Origin of the sequence: Halorubrum laminariae, from assembly GCF_024494655.1 — an archaeon.
GTDB classification, from domain to species: Archaea; Halobacteriota; Halobacteria; order Halobacteriales; family Haloferacaceae; genus Halorubrum; species Halorubrum laminariae.
In genome coordinates this window covers 248,709-275,658 of sequence record NZ_JANHDL010000002.1, presented here as the reverse complement: position 1 = coordinate 275,658, position 26,950 = coordinate 248,709, and the positions used below count along the sequence as shown (strand labels likewise).

Sequence of the window (26,950 nt, the reverse complement as noted above, 5' to 3'; positions counted from 1 at the left end):
ATATTCCACACCGACCGAGCGGGGTGACCGTCGAATGAGCAGCGACGGCGTCGCCGCCGACGAACTCGAACTGCCGATCAAACGCACCACGGGCGAGACGATGGAAGAGCGGCTCACGGCCAACGCCTACCAAAACATCCTGCCCGCCCGCTACCTCCGAAAGAACGCCGACGGCGAGGCCATCGAGGACCCAGAGGAACTCTTCGTCCGCGTCGCGCGCAATGTCGCGCTCGCGGAGGCGGTCTTTGAGGCCGAAAAGCAGGGTATCGAGGTTACCGTCACGCCGGACCAGCTGAAGCCCGACCACCCCCGGCGCGACGAACTCGCCGAAGACGTGTTCGGCGCGGGTGTCACGGCCGACGCCGATGCGGAGACGACGCTCACCGCGCACAACGTCAACAAGTTCGCGTACGATACCGTCGTTCCCGAACTCCCCGAGAGCGTGCGCGACCACGTCGAAGCGACCGCGGACCGGTTCCGCGACGGCATGGAGTCGCTCTCCTTTATGCCGAACTCCCCGACGCTGATGAACGCCGGCGACGAGCTCCAGCAGCTCTCCGCGTGTTTCGTCGACTCTCCCGCAGACGACATCACGGACATCCACCAGACCGCGAAAGAGGCGGCCGAGGTGTTCCAGTCCGGCGGCGGCATGGGATACGCGTTCTGGAATCTTCGCCCCTACGGCGACGCGGTCGGCTCCACGGGTGGTATCGCCTCCGGCCCGATCACGTTCATGCGGACGTTCGACCAGATGTGCGAGACGATCGCACAGGGTGGAGCGCGACGCGGCGCGCAGATGGGCGTCATGCGCGTCTCGCACCCGGATGTCATCCAGTTCATCCACTCGAAGAACAAGGATGTCTCGCTGGCGCACTCGTTGCGGCTCAACGACCCCGACGACTTCACACACAACTCCTTCGCGGACGCCCTCGAAGAGGCCCGCGAGCTGATCGACGAGGACGGCAAGGTGCCCGAACACCTCCGGAACGCGGTCGAGGGTCACCTCTCGAATTTCAACATCAGCGTCGGCGTCACGGACGACTTCATGGAGGCGCTGTACAACGACGAGGAGTTCACGTTCACCAATCCCCGCACCGAGGAGCCCCACGTCGCGACTCCCGAGACGAAGGAGATCTACGACATGTTCGGCCTCGGCGAGCACGTCGAGGTCGGCGAGGTCCTGTCGATCCCGGCACAGGAGCTGTGGGACGACATGATCGAGGGCGCACACGAGAACGGCGAGCCGGGAGTCATCTACCTCGAACGCGTGAACAAGGAACACTCGTTCGATGTAGAAGAACACCCGGATCACCGGATCCTCGCGACGAATCCATGTGTCACCGGAGATACGCTGATCAGTACCGAAAACGGTCTCGTCGAGGCCGAAGAGCTGTACGAACAGGGCGTCGCGCGAGACGTCGTCGTCGACGGGCGGCTCAGCGAGGAGACGCTCAAGGAAGCGAGTAGCGTATACAAAACAGGTGAGAAAGACGTCTATAAACTTACCACGGAGGAGGGGTACGAACTCCGCCTGACTGCCGACCACCGCGTCATGACCGATGACGGATGGACGGAAGCCGGCAACCTCGATGCGGGCGACACCGTACACATTCAGAACCGAAAAGGCTCATTCGGTCAGCACGGGACGGCCGCCGAAGGTCGGGTACTCGGCTGGTTGGTCGGTGACGGACACCTCAAAAACGGCGAGGAGAGAGCCGTTCTCAACTTCTACGACGAGGACGCCGAGGTCTCGGAGTCGTTCGTGGCCGACGTGAACGAGATCGTTCGCGACCCAGTCGGCAACGCCGACTACGAGGTCGGTATCAACGAGATTACCAGAGGTGACGACTACCGTGGTGCACAGGCCGTCGAGCAGCGAATCCGCTCGACTCGGCTGTACGAGTACGCGGAGGAAGCCGGCTTAGTCGATCAGAAGCATCAGGTCCCTGAGGCGGTACTGCGCGGAAGCGAGGAGATGGCGCGCGGGTACCTCCGAGCGCTGTTCTCCGCGGACGGCGGCGTTCAGGGGAACGTCGAGAAGGGCGTTTCTGTCCGGCTCACAAGCACCAGCACTGACCTGTTGAAGCAGGTTCAGCGGCTCCTGCTTAATTTCGGAATATTCAGCAAGATCTACGAAGAACGCCACGAGGCGGGCGTTCAGGAGATGCCCGACGGAAAGGACGGAACTGTGGAATACGAGCGGCAGGCAGATCACGATCTCGTCATATCGAAGGACAATCTCGTTCGGTTCGCGGAGGAGATCGGATTCCTTCTCGACTCGAAACAGGACGCACTCGACGAGCGTCTCGCGAACTACGACCGCGGGCCGTACAGCGAGGGATTCGAAGCGACTGTTTCCGCAGTCGAGAATGACGGCCACGAAGCGGTCTACGACCTGACGGAGCCCGAGACGAGTTCGTTCGTCGCGAACGGTCTCGTGGTTCACAACTGCGGAGAACAGCCGCTCGAAGAGTACGAGGCCTGTAACCTCGGCCACATCAACCTCTCGACGCTCGCGGCACAGGACGCGCCGGACTGGCGCGTCTGGTCCGAGGCGCACGCCGACGAGTACGACTCGAAGGAGGCGGCCATGTCGGCGTTCCTGGAGGAGGCGATCGACTTCGAGGAGTTCGACGAGCGGATCGACTACGGCACGCGATTCTTGGAGAACGTCGTGACGATGTCGGACTTCCCGGTCGAGAAGATCGAGGAGAAGGTCCGCGACATGCGGAAGATCGGGCTGGGGATCATGGGGCTCGCCCAGCTGTACATCCAGCTCGGGATCCGGTACGGCACCGAGGAGGGCAACGAGGTCGCCCGCCAGCTGATGACGCACATCAACCACGCGTCGAAGCAGACCTCCCATACACTCGCGACGGAGCGCGGGACGTTCAACGACTGGGAGGACTCGAAGTACGCGAACCCCACTGACTACCCCGACTGGTTCGAGCACTACACCGGACTCGATCCGGAGGAGTGGGAAGACGGCTTTCCCGTCCGCAACCACAACACGACGACGATCGCGCCGACGGGCACGACCTCGATGATCGGCAACACCACCGGCGGCTGCGAGCCGATCTACAACGTCGCGTACTACAAGAACGTCTCCGACGACGTGCAGGGCGACGAGATGCTCGTCGAGTTCGACGACTACTTCCTGCGCACCCTAGAGGAGAACGACGTCGATGTCGACGCGGTCAAGCGGGAGGCCCAAGCGCAGATGGCGGAAAACGAGTTCGACGGCGTCGACGGGCTGGAGACGGTTCCGAACGCTATCGGCGAGCTGTTCGTCGTCACCGGCGACCTCTCCGGCAAGCAGCACGCGGCGGTCCAGTGCGCCTGTCAGGAGGGTGTCGACTCCGCTATTTCGAAGACGTGTAACTTCCCGAACGACGCCACCGCCGAGGAGATGGAAGAGGTGTACCGCTACATCTACGACCACGGCGGGAAAGGCGTCACCGTCTACCGCGACGGGACCCGCTCGAAGCAGGTGCTCACCACCCGCGCGAAGAACACGGAGTTCGCCGACGAGAGCGAGGCGGCCGAGGCGATCGTCGAGCAGATCGGCGAGGTGTTCGGCGGCGTCGAGGCGTTCCTCGACAACGAGGACGTGCAGGCGGCGATCGACGCGGAGATCGCGGATCTCTTGGAGGCCAGCGAGCAGCCGCAGGTCGACTACAGCGAGCGGAGCCCGCGGCCGGACTCGCTTTCGGGCGTCACCCAGCGCGTCGAGACCGGCTACGGGAAGATGTACGTCACCATCAACGAGGACGGGAACGGCCGGCCGTTCGAGCTGTTCGCGAACATCGGCCACTCCGGCGGGTACACCAACTCCTTCACCGAGGCGCTCGCGAAGGTCATCTCGACGGCGCTCCGCTCGGGTGTCGATCCCGAGGAGATAGTCGACGAGCTACAGGGCACGCGGAGCCCGAAGGTGGCGTGGGACAAAGGCGAGCAGATCCAGTCGATCCCGGACGCGATCGGCACCGCGCTCCGCCGCTACCTCGACGACGACGTGGACAAGGGGATTCCGCAACAGCAGAGCCTCGACGACGTCGAGGTCGACGCCGCGGCCGAACCGCCGAGTCAGACCGACGGCGGGGAAATCGACGCGCGGACGGTCGACGACGCGGTCCCGACGAGAACTGACGCACCCGACGAGCCGAACGCAGACAGCGCCGAAGAAGTCGACGACGCGATGCAGGAGCTTATCGCCGCGGGCGAGTCACCCGAATGTCCCGACTGCGGCGGGATGAACCTCTACTACTCCGAGGGCTGCAAGACGTGCGAGTCGTGCGGTTGGTCGGAGTGCTGACTCGGTCGCCGCCGATGCGGTAGCACGTCTAGACCGTCCCGTTTTCTCATTCTTTCCGCAGAAACCCACGCTTAAGTCGCGGTCGCCCGCCACGTACGGTATGAACGTCGACCTCGGCAACACGATAGAGACGACGCCCGGACTCACGGACGAGACGCTCGATCGGCTCGACGACCGCGTCGCGGCCGCACACGACCGGATCGTGGCCGGCATGGAGGCTGACGAGTTCGGCTACGCGGCGCTGACGCTCCCGGAGACGACGGACCCCGAGGCGATCCGCGCGGTGATGGATCAGTTCGATCGGCCAGCGGCCGTACTCACGGTCGGTATCGGCGGGAGCGCGCTCGGTGCGGCGGCGATCTCGAACGCCTTGGAGAGCGACGTGGACGCGCACTTCCTCGACAACGTCGATCCGGACGCGGTCGACGCGCTGCTCGCGGACCTGCCGCTCGCGGAGACCGTCGTCAACGTCGTGTCGAAGTCGGGGACGACCGCGGAGACGCTCGCGAACTTCCTCGTCGTCCGTGAGGCCATGGCCGAGGCTGGCGTCGACTGGACCGAGCGGACGATCGTCACGACCGGAGAGGAGGGGAACCTCCGGTCGCTCGCCGACGAGCACGGCCTCCCGGCGCTCGATGTTCCGGACGGGGTACCGGGCCGGTTCTCGGCGCTCTCGACGGTGGGGCTCGTCGTGCCGGCGCTACAGGGCCACGACATCGAGGCGGTGCTCGCCGGCGGGCGGGACGGCATGGACGCGCTCGCGGGGTCGCTGTACGAATCGCCAGCGTACGCGTACGGCGCGGCGACGTACGCGCTGGCCGAGCGCGGCGCGCTCACGAATGCTGTGATGCCGTACGCGGAGTCGCTTGAGACGTTCGCGGAGTGGTTCGCCCAGCTGTGGGCGGAGAGTCTGGGGAAGGACGGGCTCGGACAGACGCCGGCCCGCGCGCTCGGCGCGACGGACCAGCACTCCCAGCTCCAGCTGTACCGCGCCGGCCCGCCGGACAAGATCGTCTCGCTGATCCGACCCACGGAGCGAGCGGACACGACGATTCCGGAGACCGACCTCGACGGGCTTGCGTACCTCGGCGGCTCGTCGCTCGCGGATCTGCTCGACGCCGAGTTCGCGGCGACGGAAGCGAGCCTCGCCGCCGCCGACGTGCCGAACATTCGGGTTGAAATCGAACGGGTCGACGAGCGGAGTCTCGGCGAGTTACTGTACGGAATGGAAGCCGCGTGTGTGCTCTACGGCGAACTCGCGAGTATCTCGACGTTCACCCAGCCGGCTGTCGAGTGGGGGAAGAAGGCGGCGCGGGGACTGCTCGGCGGCGGCGACTTCCCGGAGGCCGACGCCGTGGCCGACAAGCGGGAACTGCGGATCGAGCAGTCCTGATCCCCCCGATGCGGTATACCCCCTCCGAACCAGACCGGTTCCGGAGCGCCTAACACGCCGTGCGTCCAACGGCCGGCAATGACGGACGACCTCCCGGTTCCGGTCGACCGACTGGTCCACGTGGCGAGCGCGGTGTTCGCTCTCGTGTTCGCGCTCGTCCTCACCAGCCTGATCACCCAGTTGGCCACCTCGGTCGCGCTGCAGGTCGGCGTCGTCGCCGCGGACACGAACGCGTTCGCGCTTCTCGAAACCGCCGTCAGCTTCGCGGGATTCCTCCCCGGCGTGGTCGGGTACCTCGTGATCACTGACCAGCGAACGCTCGTCTCGGTCTCGCGGCCGTCGGTTCGAGAGATCGGGCTCGTCGCGGGCGCTGCCGTGCTGCTCTACGCCCTCCAGATCGGGCTGTTGTTCGGGCTTCGAGAGTTCGGGCTCCGGACCGGACAGAACCCAGCGACGGTGGCCGCCGGCGACCCGGTCGCGTACTACGCTGCGATGATCCTCGTCTCGATCCTCCTCGTCGGTCCGGCCGAGGAACTGCTGCTCCGCGGGGTCGTCCAAGGCGGGCTCCGACGGTCGTTCCACGCCGCGCCAGCGATATTGATCGCGGCCGTCATGTTCGGTGCGCTCCACGGGAGCGTCGAGGGGACCATCGTCGAACAGGTCGCGTACATGGGCGTGACGGTCGTTCTCGGCGCGATCCTCGGCGTGCTCTACGAGCGGACCGAGAACGTGCTGGTACCCGGGCTCGCCCACGGGCTGTACAACGCGATCATCTTCGCGGGACTCCTCTGGAGCGCACTCTGACGGGGGATGCAACGTTCGCGGCGGCAGCAACTGCGGGTCACAGCCGCGTCTTCCCCCACCGGTGATCGTCGTAGGTCGACTGCTGCTCGCTGTCGAACCGGTCTTCGAATGCGCGTCGGAGGGCGGTTTTTTCGGTCGCTGCGATCCGGGCCAGCTCGTCGGCTTTCGCCACGGCTTCCGGGGGTCCGCGAGACGCGGCCACGTCGGCGAGCACCTGTCGGGTGAGCCGCTCTCGGGTGTCCCGATCGCGGGTGAACGCGTACGGGGCTTCGAGCTTGTAGGTCACGTCGGTCCGCGGGTCGTACAGCACCATGAACGTCGGCTCGTACAACTCGGGATCGAACTCGCGGTCGATGCCGAGCGCGTCGCGGTCGGCGGCCATCGTCTCGTCGGCTCCGCCGCGGCTGTGAAACCACGTGGTGAAGGTGAGTTCGTCGTCGATACGCTCGCCGCGTCCGTCAGATCCGTTGCTGTCGTCACCGAATTCGTCCTCGGCGGCGCGTCGCTCCAGCAGCCGGGTGAACAGCGCGGTGTCGTCCGGCCACGGCGGTTCGACGCCGTTGCGCGCCAGCGAGCGGACGATCGTCCCGCTGGAGGGGTTCTTCACGAAGCCGACGAGCGGCACGTCGCGCTCGACGAACCGCTCGACGAGCCGAACGTAGTTCTCGACGACCGCGCGCGGTTTCGCCTCTCGCGTGAGCGCGCCGAGTTCGGGGTTCCTGTCGTCCCACGTGAACAGTTCCTTCGGGTAGATCGGGCCGTCGAGCACGAGGAGGTCGTCGACGCGGTCGGCGTGATTGAGCGCGTGCGTGCCCTCGGCGAGGTACAGCGCGAGCGCGTGAACGACGCCCTCGGCGTACCGATTCACTCGCGGCGCGTGGAGCACGCGTTGGCGAGTGTGGCCGTCGTCACGGTTCGTCCAGTCCCCGTCGAAGTCGGCGGTGGAGTCGCCCGCGTGGACGGTCGCGACGATGGTCCGGTCGCGGTGAAGGTCGAGATCCGTCGGCTCGCTCGCCATCGCGGCGTGCGCCACGTCGACGACGAGTCCGTTTTTGAACGTCGTCGGGTTGATCGTCCCGGAGTCGAGCCCGTGGACCGTCTCGAACGGCCGCGCCGCAAGGGCGGCGTCGTCGATCGGCGCGCGCCGCCGCTCGTGGTCGCCGACGGGCTCGATCACGGTGCGGCCGTCCCGGCTGAGGTCGGGAAGCCAGTCACGCCACACCGTCCCAGCGAGGTCGTCGTGGTCGGTCGTGTCCACGTCGCTCGCGATCCCGTACGCGAGCCGCGCGATGTTCTCGACGTGGATCGGATCGAGCGTCACGGGCGTACTCCGGCCCGACCGGTCTTAAAATCGTTCGCCGAGGACGACGCGAGATCGACGGACGTCAACACCTCGGACGGGAGTTCGATCCGGCGACCGCGGTTCGACCGCCTGTCGGCGAGAGAGCGGCTCTAGCTGTATCAGATGAGATATTCAGAGGAGAACCTTCTTTGCCGGAATCGGTCGTGACCGTCGTATGACAGAGTCAGGGGTCGCGTCGGAAACGACGACCGGCCAACCGCAGGGGGCAGGCGAAAAAATACGCGATATTGTCAGGTACATCCCGGACGGAAGTTCGATGCCCGGGGAGATGTGGCGGCCGCGCCACCGGAACATTTTGATCGCGATCGCGGTGCAGGTGCCGTTCCTCATCGCCTTGGGGCTGTACAGCGGAACCGAATCGATCACCGGGGCGCAGATCCCCGCAACGCCGGGCTGGATGCTCGGTGGCTTCGTCGCCATCATCCTCGGCACTGCGGCGCTGGCAAACGTCTCCCGACTCGGCCGCCGCCAGCGGACGGTGCTCACGGCGCTCAGCCTCATGACCGTCTCGATGGCGCTTGTGAAGCTGTCGGGCGGCTACATCGAGGCGCACTTCAGCTTCTTCGTGTTCATCGCGGTGCTCGCGCTGTACGAGGACTGGGTCCCGTTCGCCGTCGGCGTCGCTTATGTCGCGATCGGCCACGGCGCGTTCAGTCTGATCGATTCGAGCCTCGTCTACAACCATACCGCGGCGATCGAGAACCCGATAATCTGGGGCGGCATTCACGCGTTCTTCGTCCTCGGGCTCGTTGGTGCGCTGATCGCCAACTGGTACTCCATCGAGAAGTCGCGCGAGGAGGCGCAACGCCAGCTCGACCTCGTCGCAGCGCAGAAGGCGGAGATACAGGACGTCGAGGAGGCGAAAGCGGAGGTCGAGAAACGCCGCGAGGAGGTCGAGTGGCTGAATCAACACCTCGAAACGACGGCCGACGACTACAGCGCGATGATGGACCGCGCCGCCGCCGGCGACCTCACGGTTCGTCTCGACGCCGAAAGCGAGAGCGAAGCCATGGAGCAGATCGGTGCCGCGTTCAACGAGATGATGGACGGCATCGAGGCGACGATGCAGGACGTGCAGTCGTTCGCCGGCGAGGTGTCCGCGGCGAGCGAGAAGACGGTCCAAGGCGTTGACACGGCCGAGGCACGCAGCGAAGACGTGAGCCGGTCGGTCGCCGAGATCGCCGAGGGAGCCGGCGAACAGCGCGAGATGCTCGAACAGGTCTCCGGCGAGATGAACAACCTTTCCGCGACGATCGAAGAGGTCGCATCTTCGACGGAGACCGTCGCGGACGCGGCCCAGCAGACGGCGTCGATCGCCGACGAGGGACAGGACACCGCCGGCGAGGCGATCGACAGCGTTCAGGAATCGCGGAACGCGATCGACCAAACCGCGGAGAAGGTCAGGGTCCTCAACGAGCGGATGGAAGACATCGGCGAGATCGTCGACTTGATAAGCGACATCGCGGAGCAGACGAACTTGCTCGCGCTCAACGCCAACATCGAAGCCGCCCGCGCCGGGGGAGCCGGCGGCGGGAGCGACGGATTCGCGGTCGTTGCTGACGAAGTCAAACAGCTCGCCGAAGAGACGCAGGAGGCGGCTCAGGAGATCGAGGAGCTGATCGCCGGCACGCAGGCGCAGACGCAAGCGACCGTCAAGGAGGTCCGGACCGCAGAAGAGCACATGGAAGAGGGAGCGGAGGCGGTCAGAGACGCCGCCGACGCGTTCGCGGATGTGGCTGACAACGCCGGGGAGACCGACGATGGGATCCGCGAGATCAGCAAGGTGACCGACGACCAGGCCGCGAGCACCGAGGAGACGGTGTCGATGGTCGAGGAGGTGGCAGGGATCAGCCGATCGACCGCCGACGAGGCCGACGATGTCAGCGAGGCGGCAGACGAGCAGCTCGCCGCGATGTCGCAGGCCACTGCCGAGGCGGGCTCGCTCGCCGAGCAGGCCGACCAGCTCCGGGCGCTACTCCGGAAGTTCGACGTCGGCGAGGAGTCTCCCGACGACCGGGCGGCGGCGGGAGCGCGCACCGTTGCGATGGGCGACGGCGGTCAGTCTGAGTAAGGCGGCGACTCGACGCGACGGACTCGATTTTTATCGCCATCGACCATCTATCACGGTTCATCGACGACGGCCGCGAACACCGGCAGCACCCGCTTGACGTGTGCGCCGTCCTCGACGAACACGAGCGTTCGCGGCGGCCGGACCGCCTTCGGCCTGACGCGGAGGGTGGTGTCCGCGGCCGCGTCGGCGGCAGCGTCGACGGCCGTGAGAAACTCGATCCGGACGCGGTCGGGTTGTACGTACACCTCGGCGACGGCCTCGGGATCGCGCGTCGCTTCGTCGTCACGCGTCTCTCGATCGTCTCCCGCGTCTTCGCCGTCGGATGTCTCCCCGGCGTCGCGGACGACCCGGTACGCGAGCGCGCCGTCGGTCGTCGGCTCCACGTCGCGGTCGGCGTCGGCGAGCGCGAGGTCTCGAAGTCGCCCCTCGTTTCCGGATATCTCGGAGGCGAGCAACTGCGCGATTCGGACGCCATCGCTCAGTCGGTCCGAGTCCATCACGCGGCCTCCGCGGAGTCGTCCGCGTCGCGGGAGTCGCTGTCGTCGCGAGAAGCTCCGCCGTCGCCGCCCTCCTCGGCTGCGGTCGCGAGATCGCTTCTGACATCGGCCGCGAGGCGATCGACCGCGGCACCGTGTTCCTTCGCGTAGAGCACGGCAGCGGCCTCGATGGTGACGGCGAGCGTCCGCTGGCGTTCGTTGATGCCGGCGACCGCGCGCTGCTTCTCGACGCCCGCGGAGACGATCGCGTCGAGGGCCGTCTCGAAGGTGGACTGCTCGCGGAGGATCGCCTCGTCGGGAGTGAATCCCTCGGGGACGACCACATCGTCGGGGTCGAACTGCGCGACCAAGTCGCCGTCGACCGAGTCGAGGAGGCCGCGACCGACGGCGACATCGACGAGCCGCTTCGCCTGATCCGGCGAGAACCAGTCGCGGTCGAGCGAGAGCGCCACGACGAACTCGCCCTCGCCCAGCCGCTCTTTGGCCCGGTGTTTGAATGGGGCGGCGACGGCGACCTCTAGGCTCATGTGCGAGGGAGGGATCGGCGGGCGCGTAAACGTGTCGGACGGGAGCGATCGGCTCGTCGTCCCCGCCCGGCGGAGAGTCACCCCATCGCTCGCAGGGAACCGTCGACGCGTCGACCGACCGCGAACGCGACGGCGGCGACCGCCGCGAGCACGCCGAGCACGAACGGGCCGCCGCCGAGGTCGACGACGTACAGCGGGAGGACGAGCAAGGCACCGCCGAATGCGACCGACCCGAGCCCCACACGTACAGCCAGCCGTCGGACATGATCGGAACGCGTCAGCGGAGAAGTATAGTTGATCGGGTCGCAGTACGAAACGGAGTGCGAGAGGACGGATCCGGTCAGTCGTCGTTGCTGTCGGTGACGGCCGCGTCCGGTGATCCGGTCGTCTCCGCGGTCGACGCTGCTGCCGCCGGCGTCGATTCGATCGTGTAGCCGGTCGCCGCCATCGTGAACAGCGCGAGCGGCGAGAGGAACGCGAACAGGAAGTACGGCGCGTATTCGAGCGTCGGGACGCCGGTGACGCCGGTCATGTAGACCGCGCCGGCGTGCCACGGGAACAGCGCGCCGGTCGGCGTCCCGGCAGCCTCGACCGCGCGGGACAGCTGATCGCTGTCGAGGCCGAACTCGTCGTAAGTGTTCCGGAGCGTGACGCTCGGGAGAACGATACTCATGTACTGCTGGGCGGTGAGCGCGTTGATGAGTATCGCCGAGACGCCGGTGCCGGCGACGAGGACGCCGGCGCTGCGGACGGCCGAGGTGAACGCGTGGGCGACCACCGCCAGCACGCCGGTCCGCTCCAGAATCCCCCCAAGCGACAGCGCGGCCACGACGACCGTGATCGTCCACGCCGAGCCGGTGAGTCCGCCCGTCGCGAGGAGGTCGTTCACTAGGTCCGACCCGGACTCCGGAGCGGTCCCGTACATGAACGTGTCCCACGCCGCGACGAAGCCGGTCCCCTGTACGAGAACGGTCGCGAGTACGCCGGCGAAGACGCCGGCGACGAGCGTCGGCAGCGCGGCGTATCCGCGCAGCGCCAGCCCGAAGGTGACGGCGAGCGGGACGAACGCGAGCAGCGTGATCGCGTACGTCTCGCCGAGCGCGCCCTGTATCTCCACTATTCGACCCGCCGGAATCTCGCCGCTGGCGCGGAGGCCGAGCGCGAGAAAACCGAGCACCGCGAGCCCGAAGGCCGCGACCGTCCCGGTCCGCATCCGCCGGATGTGCGCGTACAGATCGGTGTTCGTCACGCCGGCGGCGAGGTTCGTCGTGTCCGAGAGCGGCGACTGTTTGTCGCCGGCGTACGCCCCGGAGAGCACGGCTCCGACCGTCATCGGCGCGGGAACGCCGAGCCCGGCACCGATCCCGACGAAGGCGACGCCCAGCGTGCCGACGGTCGTCCACGAGGAACCGATGGCGAAAGCGACGACGGCGGCGACGACCGCCGCCGCGGGGAGGAAGGTCTGCGGCGAGAGAAGTTCGAGCCCGTAGTACATCAGTCCGGGTATCGTGCCGGCGCTGACCCACGTGGCGATCAGTCCGTAGATGGTGAAGATGATTAAAAGCGCCTGCAGCCCCATCACGAGCCCGTTCGCGATGCCGTCGAACAGGTCGTCCCAGTCGTAGCCGAGCCAGATCCCGAACCCGCCGACGAACGCGATGCTCCAGAGCAGCGGCGCGTGCGGATCGAGACCCAGCACAGCGGATCCGAGGCCGAGGAAGGCCACGACTGCGGCGATCGGGACCAGTGCCGCCGCGAGACTCGGTCGTCGATCCGGATCGAGGTCGTCGTACGTGGTGGGCGTAAACGAGTTCGTCATGGACACATATATTCTTTTGAAGCATAAGTATATCTCGAAATATGCGTGAAAAGTATAACAATCGATCATGGGCGGCGGAGTGCGGGCGTCGCTGTGAGTCGTCACAGCCGGCGATCACACGCGATCACACGCGGAGGCCACTACGAGATCACGAGCGCGTTTGCGGCGTGTTCGACCGTGTGCCGCCGTGTCGCGGCGGTGGCCGAACGGACGGTCTTATACGCGTCGGTGGGTAAAGAGAGCTAACATGATATTTGAGGGCCTCCCGACGACTCCCCGCTCGGAGGAACTCGTCGACAAGGCGTTCTCGCGGGCCGCACGCGCCGGCCGCGCCAAGCGCGCCCACGAGGCGCAAGAGTCGATGCTCCGGACGGCCGGTAACGTGCTCTCGGACAATCTCGAAAACGTCGTCGTCTCGTGGCCCGACTTCGGGTTCGATGTCGATCCCTTCTACTACGAACTGGCTGACGCCATCGTCGATGTGGACCGCCTCCGGCAAGCGCTCTCGCAAGTGATGTGGGCGAGCAGACAGATCGAGGACCTGCGCGACGAGTACACGTCGAAGATCCGCAACTCAGACGTGGACACCGCGCGGAAACACCGCAAGCAGGCGTTCGCGCGCATGGCTGACGTGATGGACCAGATCGAAAATGACCTGCGGTACATCGGCGACTCGCGCGACCAGCTGAAGGTGCTCCCGGACGTGCGACCCGACGAGCCCGCCATCGTGATCGCCGGCTACCCGAACGTCGGGAAGTCGTCGTTCGTCAACCGCGTCACCCGCGCGTCGAACGAGATCGCGGAGTACCCGTTCACGACAAAGGGCGTTCAGATCGGCCACTTCGAGCGAGACCACATCCGGTACCAGATCGTCGACACTCCAGGGCTTCTCGACCGCCCCGCTGACGAGCGCAACGACATCGAGCGGCAGGCCGTGAGCGCCTTGGAACACCTCGCCGATGTGGTCGTCTTCGTCCTCGACCCGTCCGGCGACTGCGGCTACCCGCTCGACGTGCAGCTCGAACTGCGCGAGGAGGTCCGCGACCTGTTCGGCGAGGCCGTCCCGTTCCTCACCGTGGCGAACAAACACGACCGGTACGACGCGGTCAAAGCCGAGTCCGTCGACGCGACGATGAGCGTCACGGAAGACGAGAACGTCGAGGGCGTCCTCGACATGGCCGTCGAGGCGGCCGCCTTCGAGCCGGACCTCCCGACGCGAGACGGCGACCGGTAAGCGACCGCGATACCCTACCGCGAGCTGTCGCGGTGGCTCACCGCGAGACGGGCACGTCTGCGAGCTGCCGCGCGAGCTCCTCGGCGATCGATCCCTCGGCCTCCTCGACGAACCGAGCGATCTCCTCACCGTCGGCCGTTTCGACGACGACCGTCGGGATGAACTCGATACCGTACGCCTCCACCTGCGGTCCCTCCTTCCCGTCAGGTCCCTTCGTGACCGGGAAGTCCTCGATCCGGTCGTCGGGGACGCCGGCAGCGGCGAGCGCCGCCGCGAACGCCGGCAGCTGTCGCTGGCAGTCGCCGCACCAGTCGCCGCCCCACACCTTGAACCGGTAGTTGTCGGCCGCGAGCGCCTCGATCACCGCCGGGTCGATATCGTCACCGTCCGCGTCGCCGGGCGAGAGCGTTTCGAGCGTCATAGCTCCCGTTACGTCGCCGTCGCTTGTAAACGACGCGCCGCTGGCAACTCATCGCTGGCAACTCATCGCTGGCAACCCACCGGCGGCAACCGCCGCGTCCCTTGCCGGAGTCCGCCGGGCATTTGAGTCTCGCCCGTCTTCTGTCGGAGCATGAACGACGACGTTCTCGACGGGCTCGGGTCGCCGCTCGTCCGGGTGGACTCCCCGCCTGAGACGACGGTCGCCGCGAAGCTCGAATCGCGAAACCCGGGCGGCTCGGCGAAGGACCGACCCGCCCTCTACATGGTGGAGGCGGCCGAGGAAGCGGGCGAGCTGGAGCCCGGCGACGGCCTCGTCGAGCCCACGTCGGGAAACACCGGAATCGGGCTCGCGGTGGTCGGCGCGGTGAAAGGGTACGACGTGACGCTCGTCATCCCCGAGGGCAAGTCGGTCGAACGCCGCCGGCTCATGCGCGCGTACGGCGCAAGCGTCGAGCTCGTCGACGGCGACATCTCCGCGGCGAAAGACCGGGCCGACGAACTGGAGCGCGAGGAGGGGATGGTCCAGCTCCGACAGTTCGAGAACCCCGCTAACCCCCGAGCGCACTACGAGACGACCGGCCCGGAGATACTGGATCAGGTCGGCGACCGCACCGTCGACGCGCTCGTCGCCGGCGTCGGCACCGGCGGCACGATTTCGGGCATCGGCCGCCGCCTCCGCGAGGCGTTCCCCGAGGTGCGGATCGACGCGGTCGAGCCGAGCGACAACGCCGTCCTCTCCGGCGGCGAGCCCGGCGTCGACGACTTCCAGGGCATGGGCCCCGGCTTCGTCTCGCCGAATCTCGATACTGACCTCCTCGATGAGATTCACACGGTCGACATCGAAGATGCGGAAGCCGAGTGCCGTCGGCTCGCGCGCGAGGAGGGGATACTCGTCGGTCAGTCGTCGGGGGCCTCGAACCTCGCGGCCAAGGACGTTGCAGCCGAACTCCGAGACTCCGGCGCGTTCGCGGGCGAGGAACCGCTCGTCGTCACCGTCTTCTGGGACAGCGGTGAACGGTACCTCTCCGCGGGCACCTTCGACGAGCCGTCGACCGAGTGACCACGCCGTAGATCGGCGGCGTTCCGATCCCCAGCTTCGGCTCCGTGGAGTCGTCGTCTATAACCCTCGGCCGGCCCCTCTCCCGTACATGATTGACGACCTGGACACGCCGGTGCTCGACAACCACCTCCACCTCGACCCGCGCCACGGTCAGGGTATCGACGCCGTCGAGGAGTTCGCTCGCCTCGGTGGCACCCACCTGCTCGTGGTGAACAAGCCGTCGTGGCTCCTCGGCGTCGAGCCCGACGAGCCCGCCGACTTCCGTCCCGTCTTCGAAGAGACGATCGACGTGGTCGAGCGCGCGACCGCGGCCCTCCCGGGCCGAGCGTGGCCCGTTCTCGGCGTCCATCCCGGATTGATCGACCGGCTCGTCGACGAGCGGGGGTTCACGCCCGCGGCGGCTCGCGACCTCATGCAGGGGGGGATGGAGGTCGCGAGCGAGTTCGTCGCCGACGGCGAGGCGCTCGCTCTCAAGTCCGGACGACCGCACTACGACGTGAGCGACGCGATCTGGGAGGCCTCGAACGCCGTGACGCGACGCGCGTTTGAGCTGGGGGCCGAACGCGACTGCGCCGTACAACTCCACACTGAAGCCACGGAGGACTTGACCGATCTGGCCGCCGTGGCTGAAGAGGCGGGACTGGACCCGGCGCGCGTCGTGAAACACTACGCGGCAGGTGAACTGGCGGGACCGACGCCAAGCGTGATGAGCGACAAGGACCGCCTCGAACGGGCCGCGGAGTCGGGCGAATCCTTCCTGATGGAGACGGACTTCGTCGACGATCCCGACCGTCCCGGGATGGTGCTCGGGCCGAAAACCGTTCCGCGGCGCGTCCGCTGGCTCCTCGAAGAGGGATACGACGAGGCGGTCCGGCGGGCGCACGTTCAGACTCCCGCCGCAGTGTACGGGATTGACACCGAGGCCACGCTGGAGTGATAGCCAAAATTCCGCTGTCGAGCGGGTGTGAGCCGGTCTCGCGGGACGATCGATAGGAAAGGCATTTGAGTAATCCGGGCGACCTACCGCGTATGACTGACGACGACGCCGTTGAAACGTTCTATACCGACGAACGCTGGCAGAACTGGCTCGACAGGCTCGAAGAGGAGGATCTCGACCCCGAAAACGAGGACTCGGCTCGACTCCTCTTGAACCTGCAAGACGACGCGGCGATCGCCGTCGTGAAGGTGCTCTCGGCGTACGACGACGGCCGCATCGACGAGGACCGCGCGGTCTCCGAGATCCACGACATCCGCGAGATTGTCCTCGCCGAGGTCTCCTTTGACGACGAGGACAAGGTCATGCTGATCGACGGCGTCCAGACTTCACTCGTCCCCGTCTTCTACGCGGCCGAGGAGTACGTCGTCGGCGGCGTCGTCGAGGGCGACGTGAGCGAGTTCGTGCGCGCGGCCGCCGACGCCGAGGCCGAAGAGGACATCGACGCCGCGCTCGGCTACGTCGTGCAGGCCGGCACCCGGATCGTCGACGGCGAATCGCTCGACATCGATCTCGTCGAGGACCTCGAATACGGACTCGTCTCCGAGTGGGTCAACGGGCTCGACTCGCTGCAGTCGGCGATCGAAGACCCGGAAGTCGTCGAAGAAGACGAATAATAGCTGAGCTACATCATTTCGGTCACCACAAAATTAAGTCTTGTCTGCCTGAACGATCTGCTGAGTGAAAACTAATGTCGATAGATGGGAACCAACAGTTGGCCAGAAACGTAGCATCTGCCATCGAAGAATGGACGCCGTCTGAAGCGTACGATCACGAATCTAAGTTTCAGAATGAACTGCAGGAGTATCTCGATAGGCGATTAAATTCTGGCGGCAACATGATGCTCGGTCCTAGTCAAGATGTTGTTGTTGAAAGAGAACACGGCAACGTGAACGGCGATGTTGTGGTTAATGGCGATATTGGGATAGAAATGAAACGAAACCTCACCAATAGCCAGACAAAGAAACTACGGGGTCAAATTGAGGAGTACCAGAAAGAGTACACCCATGTCATTCCTGTTGCTTGTGGCATTGACGACATGGACGGATGGCGGAAGTTGAAGAACGATTATGAGAATCAAACGGGAATTGGAATGGATCCTAGTAGCGCTCCGGTAAGATTCATCCATAAAAACAAATCAAACTACGGGGAAGGTGACACTGCTGAAAACTATGACTATTCCGGCGGAGGGGGTCAGCAAGGCGCTGAATTAGCTGAAATAGCGAATGTGATTGAAGACGGTATGAAAGGCTACCAATCTCTCACAGGAGACGGGCCTATGGATTCTGGAGAGGCAGTAACAGCTTTTGCCCAAGCTGTTCTTATTGTTGGATTCCTCATTGCGGTTGTCGCGATTATTCTACTCAATATGTTGTAGAATGTTGCTCTACGATCGTTATCTACACAACGTCAACCAGCTATTGCGAACAACAATAGATTGTGCGCCGCGGGACCGAGTCCGACGGACGCGACGAATCCCAACAGCAGATAGCCCTCCGCCGGTGTTTCCCGGATGTATGCCGCGAACAGCCACGTCACGGCGCTCGCGACGACGAGTTTGACGAGCAGGAACAGCCACCCCTCGCCGAGGACGGGAACCGGCGGGACCCCCCCGAGTTCGAGGAGGATCCGTGAAACCGGTGTCCGCTCGCCGAAGCCGAGTTGCGTCGTGCCGATCGCCGTCGAGACGCCGTCGAGGGCGTGGCCGAACACCGCGAGCGCGCCGACGCCGCCGGTGACCGCCGCTTCGGGTCGGAGTCGGGTGAGGCCGACCCACGCGGCGGCCGCGATCGGGAGGGTCAGCACCAGCGACGCGACAGACCAGAACGCGCCGTCGGGCGAGATCCCGGTCGCGAGTGCGAGCGCGACCACCGGAGCGAGAAGGCACGCGCCGCCGGCGACGAGGACGGTCGGAACGCGGGTCGGCCGGAGCGCGTCGCCCGCGAGCCACGTCGCGCCCGCGAGCGAGCCGACGGTGAGGTACACGGTCGGCGATCCGGCGAACGGAGCGAGGACCGTCGGAAGCGCGTCGACGACGTACAGCACGTGTGCGGTTGAGCCGAGCGCTATCCACGGGGTACACGCGAGGACGTGCCGATCCGTGACCGCGGGGCGGCGTCGACGGAGCCCTGCGACGACCGCGACGACCGCGATCGAGACGGCGATCAGGTGCGGCAGCGGCGGGAGCGTCGTCCCCGCTGGCACGAACGGAAATCCGCCCATCAGACGGAGAGGACGGGCTGGCTCGCGTACAGGAGTACGTACTCGGCCGCCTTCCCGAGCACCTCGCCGGGGTCGCCGGAGACCGGCTCTCGCGGGACGACGATGAAGTCTGAGTCGAGCTCCTCTGCGGTGTCGAGGACGACGCTGCCGGGATGGACAGTCTTCACGCTCATCGAGAACCCGTACGCGATGGAGTTGCTGTGGGGCACGCCCGCGGCCTCGGCTCGGCGGGAGACGGAGTCGGTGAACGCCTCGGTGTCGTCGGCCACGTCAGCCTCGTCGACGACGCCGTGGTCGATCGCGCGGACCACGTCCTCGTCGAGCACGTACAGGGCGTGAACGCTCGCGTCGTACTCGGCGGCGACCGCGATGGCGTAGTCGACCGCCTCGTGTGACTCCTCGCTGCCGTCCACCGGCACGAGGACGAGGTCGATGTCGAGATCGGTCATACGCGGGTGGTCGTCACGGGCGGTGAAAAAGCCCGCCCCATACGGTCGCCAATTTCGCGGATCAAAACTCCGGAAGCTCTGACTGGCCGCTCTCCCGTCGGTCGCTCGGGGGCACGTTTGTCGCGACTATCTCGTCGACCGCGTCGCGGTTGTCTCCGTCGCTGTTGATGGCGCGCGTCGCATCCTCGACGTCGACGTGGAATCCCGCCTCGGCGTAGGGCTCGTACATCACGCCGCTGTTGCTCACCACGACCGACACGCCGGCGGCATCGAGGTCGCTCGCGACCTCGAGCAGCCGCGTCTGGTCCGCCCGATCGAACCCCTCGGCGCTGTACTCGGTGAAGCTCGCCGTCGCGCTCATCGGCTCGTACGGCGGGTCGAAGTAGACCAGATCCCCCGGTTCGGCGGCGTCGAGGACGTACGCGAAGTCCCCGTTCCGCAGCGACGCGTCGGACAGGACTCGGCTCGCGGCTCGAATCCGGTCGCGTTGCACCCAGTCCGGATTCGCGTACCGTCCTACGGGGACGTTGAACCCGCCGTCCGCGTTCTCGCGGTAGAGCCCGTTGTAGCAGGTCCGATTGAGGTACAACAGGAGTGCGGCCTCCTCGAGCGGGTCGAACTCCCCCTCGTACGGCCGCCGGTTGAACCGCGCGCGCTGCTGGTAGTAGTAGCTCTCCACGGACCGACCCCGGGCGGTCTCTTCAGCGTAGGGGAGATCGGGGTCCGGGTCGGCCTCCGGGTCGTCTAACGACCGCAGTCGCTCGACGAGCGCGTCCGGCCGGTCGCGGACCTGCTCGTAGAAGTTCACGAGCCGCGGATTGGCGTCGTTGACGGTCGCGTCCGCCGGTTCGAGGTCGAAGAACACCGCGCCGCCGCCGAGGAACGGCTCGTGATAGCGGCCGTAGTCGGCCGGGAACCGGGCGTACAGCTCGTCGAGCAGCTGCCGCTTGCCGCCCGCCCACTTCAGGATCGGCTCGGCCATGCGATGTCGGGACTCTCCGGCGGGCACAAATAAGCGTCTCGGGCGAGCCGACGCGCGCGTCGAGAGGCGGGGGCGGCGTCGCGAGAGGAGCTACAGATCGGCGGCGACGCGCTCGCCGACATCCAGTCCGTTCGCGATGGCCGCGTGCAGTCGCCCCTCGCCGGCGACCCAGTCGCCGAGGAAGTGTAGGCCCGCCTCGCGTGCCGCGTCCACCGCGTCGCCGTCGATCCCGGACTCGGGCAGCGCGTAGCGCCACCCCTGCGTGTCGACCCACGCGGGATCGGCGAGTCGGTCGTCGCCGACGATATCGGCCGCGTGCTCGGCGAGGGCGGCGGCGTTCGCCGCGGGGTCGCGGTCGTAGTGCTCGCGGGACCAGCCATCGTTCGCCTGCACGACGAGCAGGGTCTCGTCGTCGGGGACGTGTCCCGCTTTGCACTCCTCGCGGGAGATCCACCCGACAGCGTGTTCTTTGTCGGCGTTGACCAGCCCGTAGTACGGCACGTCGACCTCGAACAGGTAACGCGCCACCGCGGTCCATATCGTTCGGTACTCCACCGCACTGGCTGCCTCGACGAGCCGGTCGCGGAGTGGCGACGCCCACTCCGCAGTCCGGAGGAGTTCGGCGGTCTGCGGTGCGGGCGGATTCAACAGGAGCCGGTCGAACGGCCCCCACGACTCTCCCGCCGCGTCGACGAGTTCCCAGCGAGCGGTGTCGTCGCCGACCCGCCGAACCGTCTCCACGGGGGTGCGCCGGTGGACCGTCGCGTCCGTCCGCACGAACAGTCGCTTTGCGATCTGAGTGAGCCCTTGTCGATAGCTCCACTTCCGCTCGTCGGCGTCGCGTCCGGGCGACACCGCACCGTCGGAATCGAAGGTGTACACCGGCTCGGCGACCTCGACGAGCCCCTCGGCGTCGAGTCGCTCCGTGACCAGATCGACGACGCGCTCGTCGTCGGCTTTTAGATAGTTCGCGCCGTAGTCGTAGGTCAGATCGTCGCGTCGGCGGGTGGCCGCGCGGCCACAGAGCCCGCCGGATTTTTCGAGTACCGTCACGTCGGCGTCCGGGGCCGCGTCCGCGAGGACGAACGCCGCGGCCGCCGCACCCGCCCCCGCACCGGCGATGGCGATCTCCGTCACGACCGGTGTAGGTGCTACACCGACTTAATCGGTGGCGTCGACGCGGCGCGCACCCGTGCCGCCGTCCGTTCCGGATCCCTGAAACGGTCGGTTTTCGGATTGTCGTCCGCGCCGTCTCAGTCGTCCGCGCCGACGACCATCACGGGCGCGGAGGCACCACGCTGGACCCGAACGGGGAGCGTCTCCGGGTGGACGAGCCGGTTGAGGCCCGTCCGGCGAGCGGAGCCGACGACGATCAGGTCGGCGTCGTGCGCGGCGGCGAACCCGAGCACCTCCTCGTGTGCCGTCCCGTACCGGAACCACTTGTCCACGTCGACGCCGGCGACCGCACCGCGCGATTCGGCGTCCTCGACGAGCGTCTCGCCCTCGCGCTCCGATCGCTCGACCGCCATGTCCCAGTGTTCGGTGGTGTCGACGACGTACAGCGCGTCGACGCTCGCGCCGTGGGCGGCCGCGATCTCGACGCCGGCGTCGACCGCGGCGCGGCCGGCGTCCGTGTCGGCGGTGACAACGAGCACGCGCTCGAAAAGTGATCTGGGCGCTGCGGTCGCGGACGACTGCGTGACGGTCGAGGGGTCGTTCGTCGAATCGGACGTGTCTGAGTTGGCTGACATGGTGTTCGGTGCCGGCCGTATCGATCCGCGATCGCCGGCTTCTCTCGTATGCGGGTAGGAGCGGCCGCCTCTTAACGGTTTTCGACAGGATAAACGATTATCATTATCTATGTCGATCCCGTGAGTGATACTGGATTTCTCACCGAAAATGTTCAACGTCTGTTTACCAATGCGGTATATAGATCGAAGCGGTGGCGTCTTGGCCGCGACGGCAAGAACGACTGCAACGACGCGTTTTAACTGCCGAGTCGGTCAGTACCGGAACAGAGCGGACCGGCACACGAGAAGGCACATGATATCGATACACACCACCGACGCGACGGACCGAACCGATGGCTGACGGGGAAAACGGCGGCGTCGACTACGCGCGCCGCGCGGCCGACACGCTCGGCTTCTCGCGGTGGTGGCAGATCCTCGCCGCGGCGGGGATGATGGCCGCGGTGAGCCCGTACCAGTACGTCTGGTCGTCGATCGAGCAGCCGCTCGCGGCGAGCCTCGACATCGCGCTGCCGGCGCTCGGTGCGGTGTTCTCGTTTTACGTCGTCTTCCAGTCGCTCTCGCAGTTCCCCGCCGGGAAGTGGCGCGACCGACACGGTCCGGGCGCGCTGACGTTCCTCGCCGCGATACTCGCCGGCGGCGGGTACCTCGGACTCGCGTACGCGACCACGGTCTGGCAGCTGTACCTGTTGTACTCGCTCGGGGCCGTCGGCGTCGGGATCGTCTACACGGTCGCGGTCAACACCGCGGTCAAGTGGTTTCCCGATCGCACCGGACTCACCACCGGCATCGGGACGATGGCGTTCGCGGGCGGGAGCGCTCTCGTGGTCCCGTACGTCCGTGCGAACGCCACCGTGGGAGCCTACGCCGACGTACTCCGGAACCTCGGTGTCGCGATCCTGCTCGTGACGCTCGTCGGCGCGTACCTCCTGCAGGACCCGCCCGACGACTGGCTCGACGACGAGAGCGACGAACGCGACGAACACGACGAATCTACCGACGAGCCGTCCGCCGAGGCCGACGACGGCGGCGATCTGGCAACATCGCTTCGCGGGCGCGACTACGGCACCCGCGAGATGTTCTCGACGTGGCAGTTCTGGCTCCTGTACGCCATGTTCATCGCGACCGCCGGGGCCGACCTCATCGTCACCGCTAACGTCGTCCGATTCGCCGACCACTTCGGACTGGCCGCGGTCGTGGCGACCGCCGCGGCGACGGTGTTGCCCGTCGCCGCCGGCGTCTCGCGGATGATCCTCGGCGAGGCCTCAGATCGGTTCGATCGCACGTGGGTCATGGCCATCTCGTTCGTTCTCGCCGGCGTGTTCAGGCTCGGGCTCATCGGCGCGGGTCGCGCTGAGGCCGGTATTCTGTTCGTCGCGCTCGTGATGGGCGCGATGTTCTTCTCGTCGCCGCTGTACGTATTCTTCCCCTCCATCGTCGCGGACTACTACGGCGCGTGGAACTCCTCGGGGAACTACGCCGCCCTCTACACGGCGAAGATCGGCGGCGGCGTCTTCGCCGGAACCGTGGCCGGCTACCTCGTCGCGCGGTTCGGCTGGGAGCCGACGTTCGCGCTCGGCGGCGCACTCGCCATCGCTGCGGGGCTCGCGACGTTCCTGTTGCGCCCGCCGAGCGACGCGGGATTCGACGGCGACGAGAACGGCTCCGTGAGCTGACGGGAAACGCACATCCGTCTCGCCGCCGTAGCGAGGCCGATGGAGGTCGCGTTGATCACGGTCGGCGACGAGTTGCTCTCGGGGGATACGGTGAACACGAACGCGAACTGGCTCGCCGGCGAGTTGAGCGACCGCGGCGTCGGCGTTCCGCGCATTCTCTCGGTCCCCGACGACCGATCGGTCATCGCCGAGCAGGCGCACACGTACTCCGACGCCTTCGACGCCGTGATCGTCACCGGCGGGCTCGGGAGCACCCCCGACGACGTGACGATGGAGGCCGTCGCCGACGCGTTCGGCCGCGAACTGGCTCCGACGGACCTCACCCGCGAGGCCGTCGAACGTCGACTCGCGGCCGTCCGCGACCGGATCCCCGACCGCGACGTCGACGTGGATGTCGACGCCGAGGCCGCGATTCCCACCGGGAGCCGGCCGCTGTTGAACGAGGCCGGCCTCGCCCCGGGCTGTGTCGTCGAGGGCGTCTACGTCATGCCGGGCATCCCCGACGAGCTGCAAGCCATGTTCGACGCCGTCGCCGACGAGTTCGCCGGCGACCGCCGGTCGCGGTTCCTCTACACGGTCGAACCCGAGTCGAACATCGTGCCGGCTCTGGAGACGGCCATGGACCGCTTCGATGTCGCCGTCGGCTGTTACCCCGACCGCGAGGCCGACCACAACCGACTGAAGGTGACCGGGACCGACGGGGCCGCGATCGACGCCGCGGCCGAGTGGCTGCTGGCGAACGTCAACGCGAGCGACGAACCGGTCCGACGCGGTTGGTAGCGAGAGGAACCGTCGAGCGAATTGTTTAGTGCCGACACGTCGAGGGGGACGATATGGACGAGCCTGCGGTCTTCGACCGCGTCGTGACCGCGCTCGACGAGCGGAACTACGAACCGCTGGTCCACGTGCCGGAGGCCCACAGCGACGCGTACGCCGACGTGCTCGACCGCTGTCGCCGCCACGAGATCTCGATCCGCGGGCGGTACCCCGACGTGCTCGGATTCACCGAGGCGGACCGGGTGTTCGCGATCGAGGTGAAGGGCTCGCGGAACCTGCTCCGCGGTATCGGGCAGGCGCTGACCTACCAGCAGGGGTCGCACGTCGCGTACCTGGCGGGGACCAGTGACGCCGTCGCGCCGCACGCCGACCTACTCCGGTCGAAGGGCGTCGGCGTCATCGGCGTCGACCCGGACGGATCGGCGTCGTGGGACGCGCCCCCGAGCGCCGAGTCGACCGCGGAGGTCGCCGATGTCGCTGGACAGCTGTCTGTCCGCCTGCGCGACGATGTCTTCGGCGGCGACATCACGACGCTGAGCCTCGCGCAGCCGCTGAATTACCTCGCGCCGGTCGTCGCGCTCGACCGGTACGGCCCCCTCGCCCGCACCGAACTCGTCGATGTCATCGCCGACGAGTACGGGTTCGGTGCGGGCGACGAGACGGTCACGAGCGCGCGGACGCTCGGGCTCCTCACGGTCGGATCTCCTTACGAGCTAACGTCGCAGGGAGCGCTGTCGTCGACCGTGCTCCGCGGGTGCGGAATCGAAGAACTCGACGACCTTCGCCTGACGAAAGACGAGGTCACGGGACAGACCCTGGCTGCGGTTCACCCACCGCTCGCGACGCTACTGCGCAACGCCTTCGCCAGACACCCCGAGTTCGGGCTGCTGCTCGACGCGCTCCGCGAGGAGGGGCCGCGGATCCACTTCCTCGATCTCGTCGAGCGACTCGTCCGCGAGTACCCGAACGTCTTCTTGAGCACGTTCTGTACGATTCGCGGGGCCTCGCGCGCTCGAAAGCTGATCGAGCGGGGTGAAACGGCGCGGCTCTACCGCGATCCGTCCGTGTGGCGAGACGTGATCCGCAACAACGTCCTGTTCAACTTCGTCCAGCAGTTGAAACACGTCGGCGTCCTCGCGGCCGAGACCCGTAGCCACAGCGGGGCGATGAGCGAGTACGATCCGGACGAGAAGCCGTGGATCGTGGCGGATGGCGGCTGATGGGCCAGGTGTCGGCGTCATGACCGGACGGCTGGATCTGATCGACGAACACGTGAAACTGCCTTTTTATCACCAATCAGAGAACGTATTGACTGGTGCGGATTCGAACGCGGACGACTCCCTTGGGTCGTCCGCTACTCTTCGCCTCGCTTCACTAAGCGGGAACGCCGACCTGCTCCGCGCTCCTTCAAAAGCGTCAGGAGAACGTATGGGTTGGGGCGGATAATCCGCGGACTACGCGGTTTCCCTTCCCTCTCGGTTTCGCGCGCGAGACGTCTTCTAACGGGGGTCTGTGACAACTATGAGCACGGACGAAGACGATCTCGAACCCATCGAACCGGGGACGGCGCAGGAGCTGTTCTTGGATCACAAGGCGACCGACTGTACCGACTCGACCGTTCGGAACCATCGGTACCGTCTGAACCCGTTCGTTCGGTGGTGCGGTGAGAACGGAATAGACAACCTCAACGAGCTCTCCGGCCGGGACCTACAGCGGTACCGGCTCTGGCGGAAGGAAGACGGCGACCTGAATAAACTCACGCTCCGCATGCAGATGTCCACGCTCCGCGTGCTTCTGAAGTGGGCGGGGTCAATCGAGGCGGTGCCGCAGAACCTGTACGACAAGGTGATGGTCCCGCGCGTCCACCCCGAAGAGCGGAAGCGCGACGAGACGCTCGACGCCGAGGACGCACAGGAGATCATGGACTACCTGTCGAAATACGAGTACGCCTCGAAGGAGCACGCGGTGATGGCGCTGCTCTGGCAGACGGGGATCCGCGTCGGATCCGCGCACTCGCTCGACGTGGACGACGTCTTCACTGACGAAAACTACGTTCAGCTGATCCACCGACCGGACGAGGGGACGACCCTGAAGAACGCCAAGAGCGGTCAGCGACCCGTCGCGCTCACGCCCGCCGTCTCCGAAGTGCTCGCTGACTACATCCGGAACCACCGGAAGGACGTGACCGACGATTACGGCCGCGACCCGCTGTTCACCACGCCGCACGGCTGGATGCACGGGAACACGATCCGTCGAATCACGTACCGGGTGACGGCCCCGTGCTACCGGGGAGCCGACTGCCCGGACTGCGCCGCCGGCGAGGAGAAGTGCCCCGAAGCTGTCAGCCCGCACGCGATCCGTCGGGGGAGCATCACGCACTTCCTCACCAGCGACGTGCCGGTTGACGTCGTCAGTGACCGGATGAACGTGAGCCGGAAAGTCCTCGATGAGCACTACGACAAGCGGTCCGAGGAGGTGAAGATGGAGCAGCGCCGCGGCTACCTCGACAACGTCTGACGACCGGGCCGGCCGCGGCCCCACTCGTATTTTTCAACGAAGACGCGGCGAGAGCCTCTC

24 protein-coding genes are annotated in these 26,950 nt (G+C 66.6%); 13 read left to right on the top strand and 11 right to left on the bottom strand.

The features are described from left to right. The first annotated feature begins 34 nt into the window (after positions 1-34). The 3 genes from NO887_RS04390 (at position 35) to NO887_RS04380 (ending at position 6,512) form a co-directional block, all read left to right on the top strand. Positions 35-4,315: a TSCPD domain-containing protein gene (locus NO887_RS04390; protein WP_256417251.1), complete on the top strand. Its 4,281-nt coding sequence runs from the start codon at positions 35-37 to the stop codon at positions 4,313-4,315. Between the two features lie 100 nt (positions 4,316-4,415). Continuing rightward, positions 4,416-5,708 (top strand): glucose-6-phosphate isomerase, encoded by a 1,293-nt coding sequence (locus NO887_RS04385; protein ID WP_256417250.1) that lies wholly within the window; start codon positions 4,416-4,418, stop codon positions 5,706-5,708. 78 nt (positions 5,709-5,786) lie between these two features. Further along, positions 5,787-6,512 carry a CPBP family intramembrane glutamic endopeptidase gene (locus NO887_RS04380; protein ID WP_256417249.1) on the top strand — a complete coding sequence of 242 codons (726 nt, stop codon included), beginning with the start codon at positions 5,787-5,789 and terminating at the stop codon, positions 6,510-6,512. A 37-nt stretch (positions 6,513-6,549) separates the two neighbouring features. Here NO887_RS04380 and NO887_RS04375 read toward each other — a convergent pair whose 3' ends face one another. Next, complete coding sequence (locus NO887_RS04375) at positions 6,550-7,833, bottom strand: DNA double-strand break repair nuclease NurA (RefSeq protein WP_256417248.1); 1,284 nt, start codon at positions 7,831-7,833, stop codon at positions 6,550-6,552. A 196-nt stretch (positions 7,834-8,029) separates the two neighbouring features. On the opposite strand from NO887_RS04375, the gene NO887_RS04370 reads away from it, so the two are divergent. Beyond that, the gene (locus NO887_RS04370; protein WP_379811603.1) at positions 8,030-9,946 is read left to right on the top strand and encodes a methyl-accepting chemotaxis protein; all 1,917 of its coding nucleotides are present in this window, start codon (positions 8,030-8,032) and stop codon (positions 9,944-9,946) included. 50 nt (positions 9,947-9,996) lie between these two features. Here the strand turns inward: NO887_RS04370 and NO887_RS04365 are convergent, their stop codons facing one another. The 4 genes from NO887_RS04365 to arcD form a co-directional block, all read right to left on the bottom strand. Continuing rightward, a complete protein-coding gene (locus NO887_RS04365) occupies positions 9,997-10,443 on the bottom strand; it encodes a DUF7993 family protein (protein ID WP_256417247.1) in 447 nt (148 codons plus the stop codon). Next, on the bottom strand, positions 10,443-10,970 hold the full coding sequence (locus tag NO887_RS04360) for a DUF2240 family protein (RefSeq protein ID WP_256417246.1): 528 nt from the start codon (positions 10,968-10,970) through the stop codon (positions 10,443-10,445). Before NO887_RS04360 ends, NO887_RS04365 begins: the two co-directional genes overlap by 1 nt. Positions 10,971-11,047: 77 nt before the next feature. Next, the gene (locus tag NO887_RS04355; RefSeq protein ID WP_256417245.1) at positions 11,048-11,212 is read right to left on the bottom strand and encodes a hypothetical protein; all 165 of its coding nucleotides are present in this window, start codon (positions 11,210-11,212) and stop codon (positions 11,048-11,050) included. Positions 11,213-11,310: 98 nt separating this feature from the next. Beyond that, entirely contained in the window at positions 11,311-12,789 is a 1,479-nt protein-coding gene (gene arcD, locus NO887_RS04350; protein ID WP_256417244.1) for an arginine/ornithine antiporter ArcD, read from the bottom strand. A 247-nt stretch (positions 12,790-13,036) separates the two neighbouring features. Between arcD and NO887_RS04345 the strand changes: the two genes are divergently transcribed. After that, a complete protein-coding gene (locus tag NO887_RS04345) occupies positions 13,037-14,023 on the top strand; it encodes an NOG1 family protein (protein ID WP_256417243.1) in 987 nt (328 codons plus the stop codon). A 37-nt stretch (positions 14,024-14,060) separates the two neighbouring features. Here NO887_RS04345 and NO887_RS04340 read toward each other — a convergent pair whose 3' ends face one another. Continuing rightward, positions 14,061-14,444 (bottom strand): TlpA family protein disulfide reductase, encoded by a 384-nt coding sequence (locus NO887_RS04340; RefSeq protein WP_256417242.1) that lies wholly within the window; start codon positions 14,442-14,444, stop codon positions 14,061-14,063. A gap of 150 nt (positions 14,445-14,594) precedes the next feature. On the opposite strand from NO887_RS04340, the gene NO887_RS04335 reads away from it, so the two are divergent. From NO887_RS04335 to NO887_RS04320, 4 genes are all read left to right on the top strand, one after another. Further along, complete coding sequence (locus tag NO887_RS04335) at positions 14,595-15,524, top strand: PLP-dependent cysteine synthase family protein (protein WP_256417241.1); 930 nt, start codon at positions 14,595-14,597, stop codon at positions 15,522-15,524. Positions 15,525-15,612: 88 nt separating this feature from the next. Beyond that, positions 15,613-16,461: a TatD family hydrolase gene (locus NO887_RS04330; protein WP_256417240.1), complete on the top strand. Its 849-nt coding sequence runs from the start codon at positions 15,613-15,615 to the stop codon at positions 16,459-16,461. Between the two features lie 92 nt (positions 16,462-16,553). Next, the gene (locus NO887_RS04325; protein ID WP_256417239.1) at positions 16,554-17,135 is read left to right on the top strand and encodes a DUF2150 family protein; all 582 of its coding nucleotides are present in this window, start codon (positions 16,554-16,556) and stop codon (positions 17,133-17,135) included. Between the two features lie 74 nt (positions 17,136-17,209). Further along, complete coding sequence (locus NO887_RS04320; protein ID WP_256417238.1) at positions 17,210-17,896, top strand: hypothetical protein; 687 nt, start codon at positions 17,210-17,212, stop codon at positions 17,894-17,896. A 32-nt stretch (positions 17,897-17,928) separates the two neighbouring features. On the opposite strand, the gene NO887_RS04315 is transcribed toward NO887_RS04320, so the two are convergent. The 5 genes from NO887_RS04315 to NO887_RS04295 all read right to left on the bottom strand — a co-directional run bounded on the left by NO887_RS04315 (position 17,929) and on the right by NO887_RS04295 (position 21,923). Next, positions 17,929-18,741, bottom strand: a complete 813-nt coding sequence (locus tag NO887_RS04315; RefSeq protein ID WP_379811598.1) for a DUF63 family protein — start codon at positions 18,739-18,741, stop codon at positions 17,929-17,931. Then, positions 18,741-19,190, bottom strand: a complete 450-nt coding sequence (locus tag NO887_RS04310) for a universal stress protein (protein WP_256417237.1) — start codon at positions 19,188-19,190, stop codon at positions 18,741-18,743. Before NO887_RS04310 ends, NO887_RS04315 begins: the two co-directional genes overlap by 1 nt. A 61-nt stretch (positions 19,191-19,251) precedes the next feature. Continuing rightward, complete coding sequence (locus NO887_RS04305) at positions 19,252-20,172, bottom strand: DNA adenine methylase (RefSeq protein WP_256417236.1); 921 nt, start codon at positions 20,170-20,172, stop codon at positions 19,252-19,254. Positions 20,173-20,262: 90 nt separating this feature from the next. After that, the gene (locus NO887_RS04300) at positions 20,263-21,309 is read right to left on the bottom strand and encodes an NAD(P)/FAD-dependent oxidoreductase (protein WP_256417235.1); all 1,047 of its coding nucleotides are present in this window, start codon (positions 21,307-21,309) and stop codon (positions 20,263-20,265) included. Between the two features lie 116 nt (positions 21,310-21,425). Further along, entirely contained in the window at positions 21,426-21,923 is a 498-nt protein-coding gene (locus NO887_RS04295) for a universal stress protein (RefSeq protein ID WP_256417234.1), read from the bottom strand. Positions 21,924-22,255: 332 nt separating this feature from the next. On the opposite strand from NO887_RS04295, the gene NO887_RS04290 reads away from it, so the two are divergent. The 4 genes from NO887_RS04290 to NO887_RS04275 all read left to right on the top strand — a co-directional run bounded on the left by NO887_RS04290 (position 22,256) and on the right by NO887_RS04275 (position 26,890). After that, a complete protein-coding gene (locus NO887_RS04290; protein ID WP_256417233.1) occupies positions 22,256-23,596 on the top strand; it encodes an OFA family MFS transporter in 1,341 nt (446 codons plus the stop codon). A gap of 39 nt (positions 23,597-23,635) precedes the next feature. Continuing rightward, on the top strand, positions 23,636-24,376 hold the full coding sequence (locus NO887_RS04285; protein ID WP_256417232.1) for a competence/damage-inducible protein A: 741 nt from the start codon (positions 23,636-23,638) through the stop codon (positions 24,374-24,376). A 53-nt stretch (positions 24,377-24,429) separates the two neighbouring features. Beyond that, positions 24,430-25,593 (top strand): hypothetical protein, encoded by a 1,164-nt coding sequence (locus NO887_RS04280; protein WP_256417231.1) that lies wholly within the window; start codon positions 24,430-24,432, stop codon positions 25,591-25,593. Positions 25,594-25,894: 301 nt separating this feature from the next. Then, positions 25,895-26,890, top strand: coding sequence for a tyrosine-type recombinase/integrase (locus NO887_RS04275; RefSeq protein ID WP_256417230.1), 996 nt, complete (start codon positions 25,895-25,897; stop codon positions 26,888-26,890). Positions 26,891-26,950: the final 60 nt, after the last annotated feature.

Coding starts and splice junctions, on each gene's coding strand:
- NO887_RS04390 (WP_256417251.1), top strand. CDS start 35: ATGAGCAGCGACGGCGTCGCCGCCGACGAACTCGAACTGCCGATCAAA.
- NO887_RS04385 (WP_256417250.1), top strand. CDS start 4,416: ATGAACGTCGACCTCGGCAACACGATAGAGACGACGCCCGGACTCACG.
- NO887_RS04380 (WP_256417249.1), top strand. CDS start 5,787: ATGACGGACGACCTCCCGGTTCCGGTCGACCGACTGGTCCACGTGGCG.
- NO887_RS04370 (WP_379811603.1), top strand. CDS start 8,030: ATGACAGAGTCAGGGGTCGCGTCGGAAACGACGACCGGCCAACCGCAG.
- NO887_RS04365 (WP_256417247.1), bottom strand. CDS start 10,443: ATGGACTCGGACCGACTGAGCGATGGCGTCCGAATCGCGCAGTTGCTC.
- NO887_RS04360 (WP_256417246.1), bottom strand. CDS start 10,970: ATGAGCCTAGAGGTCGCCGTCGCCGCCCCATTCAAACACCGGGCCAAA.
- arcD (WP_256417244.1), bottom strand. CDS start 12,789: ATGACGAACTCGTTTACGCCCACCACGTACGACGACCTCGATCCGGAT.
- NO887_RS04345 (WP_256417243.1), top strand. CDS start 13,037: ATGATATTTGAGGGCCTCCCGACGACTCCCCGCTCGGAGGAACTCGTC.
- NO887_RS04340 (WP_256417242.1), bottom strand. CDS start 14,444: ATGACGCTCGAAACGCTCTCGCCCGGCGACGCGGACGGTGACGATATC.
- NO887_RS04335 (WP_256417241.1), top strand. CDS start 14,595: ATGAACGACGACGTTCTCGACGGGCTCGGGTCGCCGCTCGTCCGGGTG.
- NO887_RS04330 (WP_256417240.1), top strand. CDS start 15,613: ATGATTGACGACCTGGACACGCCGGTGCTCGACAACCACCTCCACCTC.
- NO887_RS04325 (WP_256417239.1), top strand. CDS start 16,554: ATGACTGACGACGACGCCGTTGAAACGTTCTATACCGACGAACGCTGG.
- NO887_RS04320 (WP_256417238.1), top strand. CDS start 17,210: ATGTCGATAGATGGGAACCAACAGTTGGCCAGAAACGTAGCATCTGCC.
- NO887_RS04315 (WP_379811598.1), bottom strand. CDS start 18,741: ATGGGCGGATTTCCGTTCGTGCCAGCGGGGACGACGCTCCCGCCGCTG.
- NO887_RS04310 (WP_256417237.1), bottom strand. CDS start 19,190: ATGACCGATCTCGACATCGACCTCGTCCTCGTGCCGGTGGACGGCAGC.
- NO887_RS04305 (WP_256417236.1), bottom strand. CDS start 20,172: ATGGCCGAGCCGATCCTGAAGTGGGCGGGCGGCAAGCGGCAGCTGCTC.
- NO887_RS04295 (WP_256417234.1), bottom strand. CDS start 21,923: ATGTCAGCCAACTCAGACACGTCCGATTCGACGAACGACCCCTCGACC.
- NO887_RS04290 (WP_256417233.1), top strand. CDS start 22,256: ATGGCTGACGGGGAAAACGGCGGCGTCGACTACGCGCGCCGCGCGGCC.
- NO887_RS04285 (WP_256417232.1), top strand. CDS start 23,636: ATGGAGGTCGCGTTGATCACGGTCGGCGACGAGTTGCTCTCGGGGGAT.
- NO887_RS04280 (WP_256417231.1), top strand. CDS start 24,430: ATGGACGAGCCTGCGGTCTTCGACCGCGTCGTGACCGCGCTCGACGAG.
- NO887_RS04275 (WP_256417230.1), top strand. CDS start 25,895: ATGAGCACGGACGAAGACGATCTCGAACCCATCGAACCGGGGACGGCG.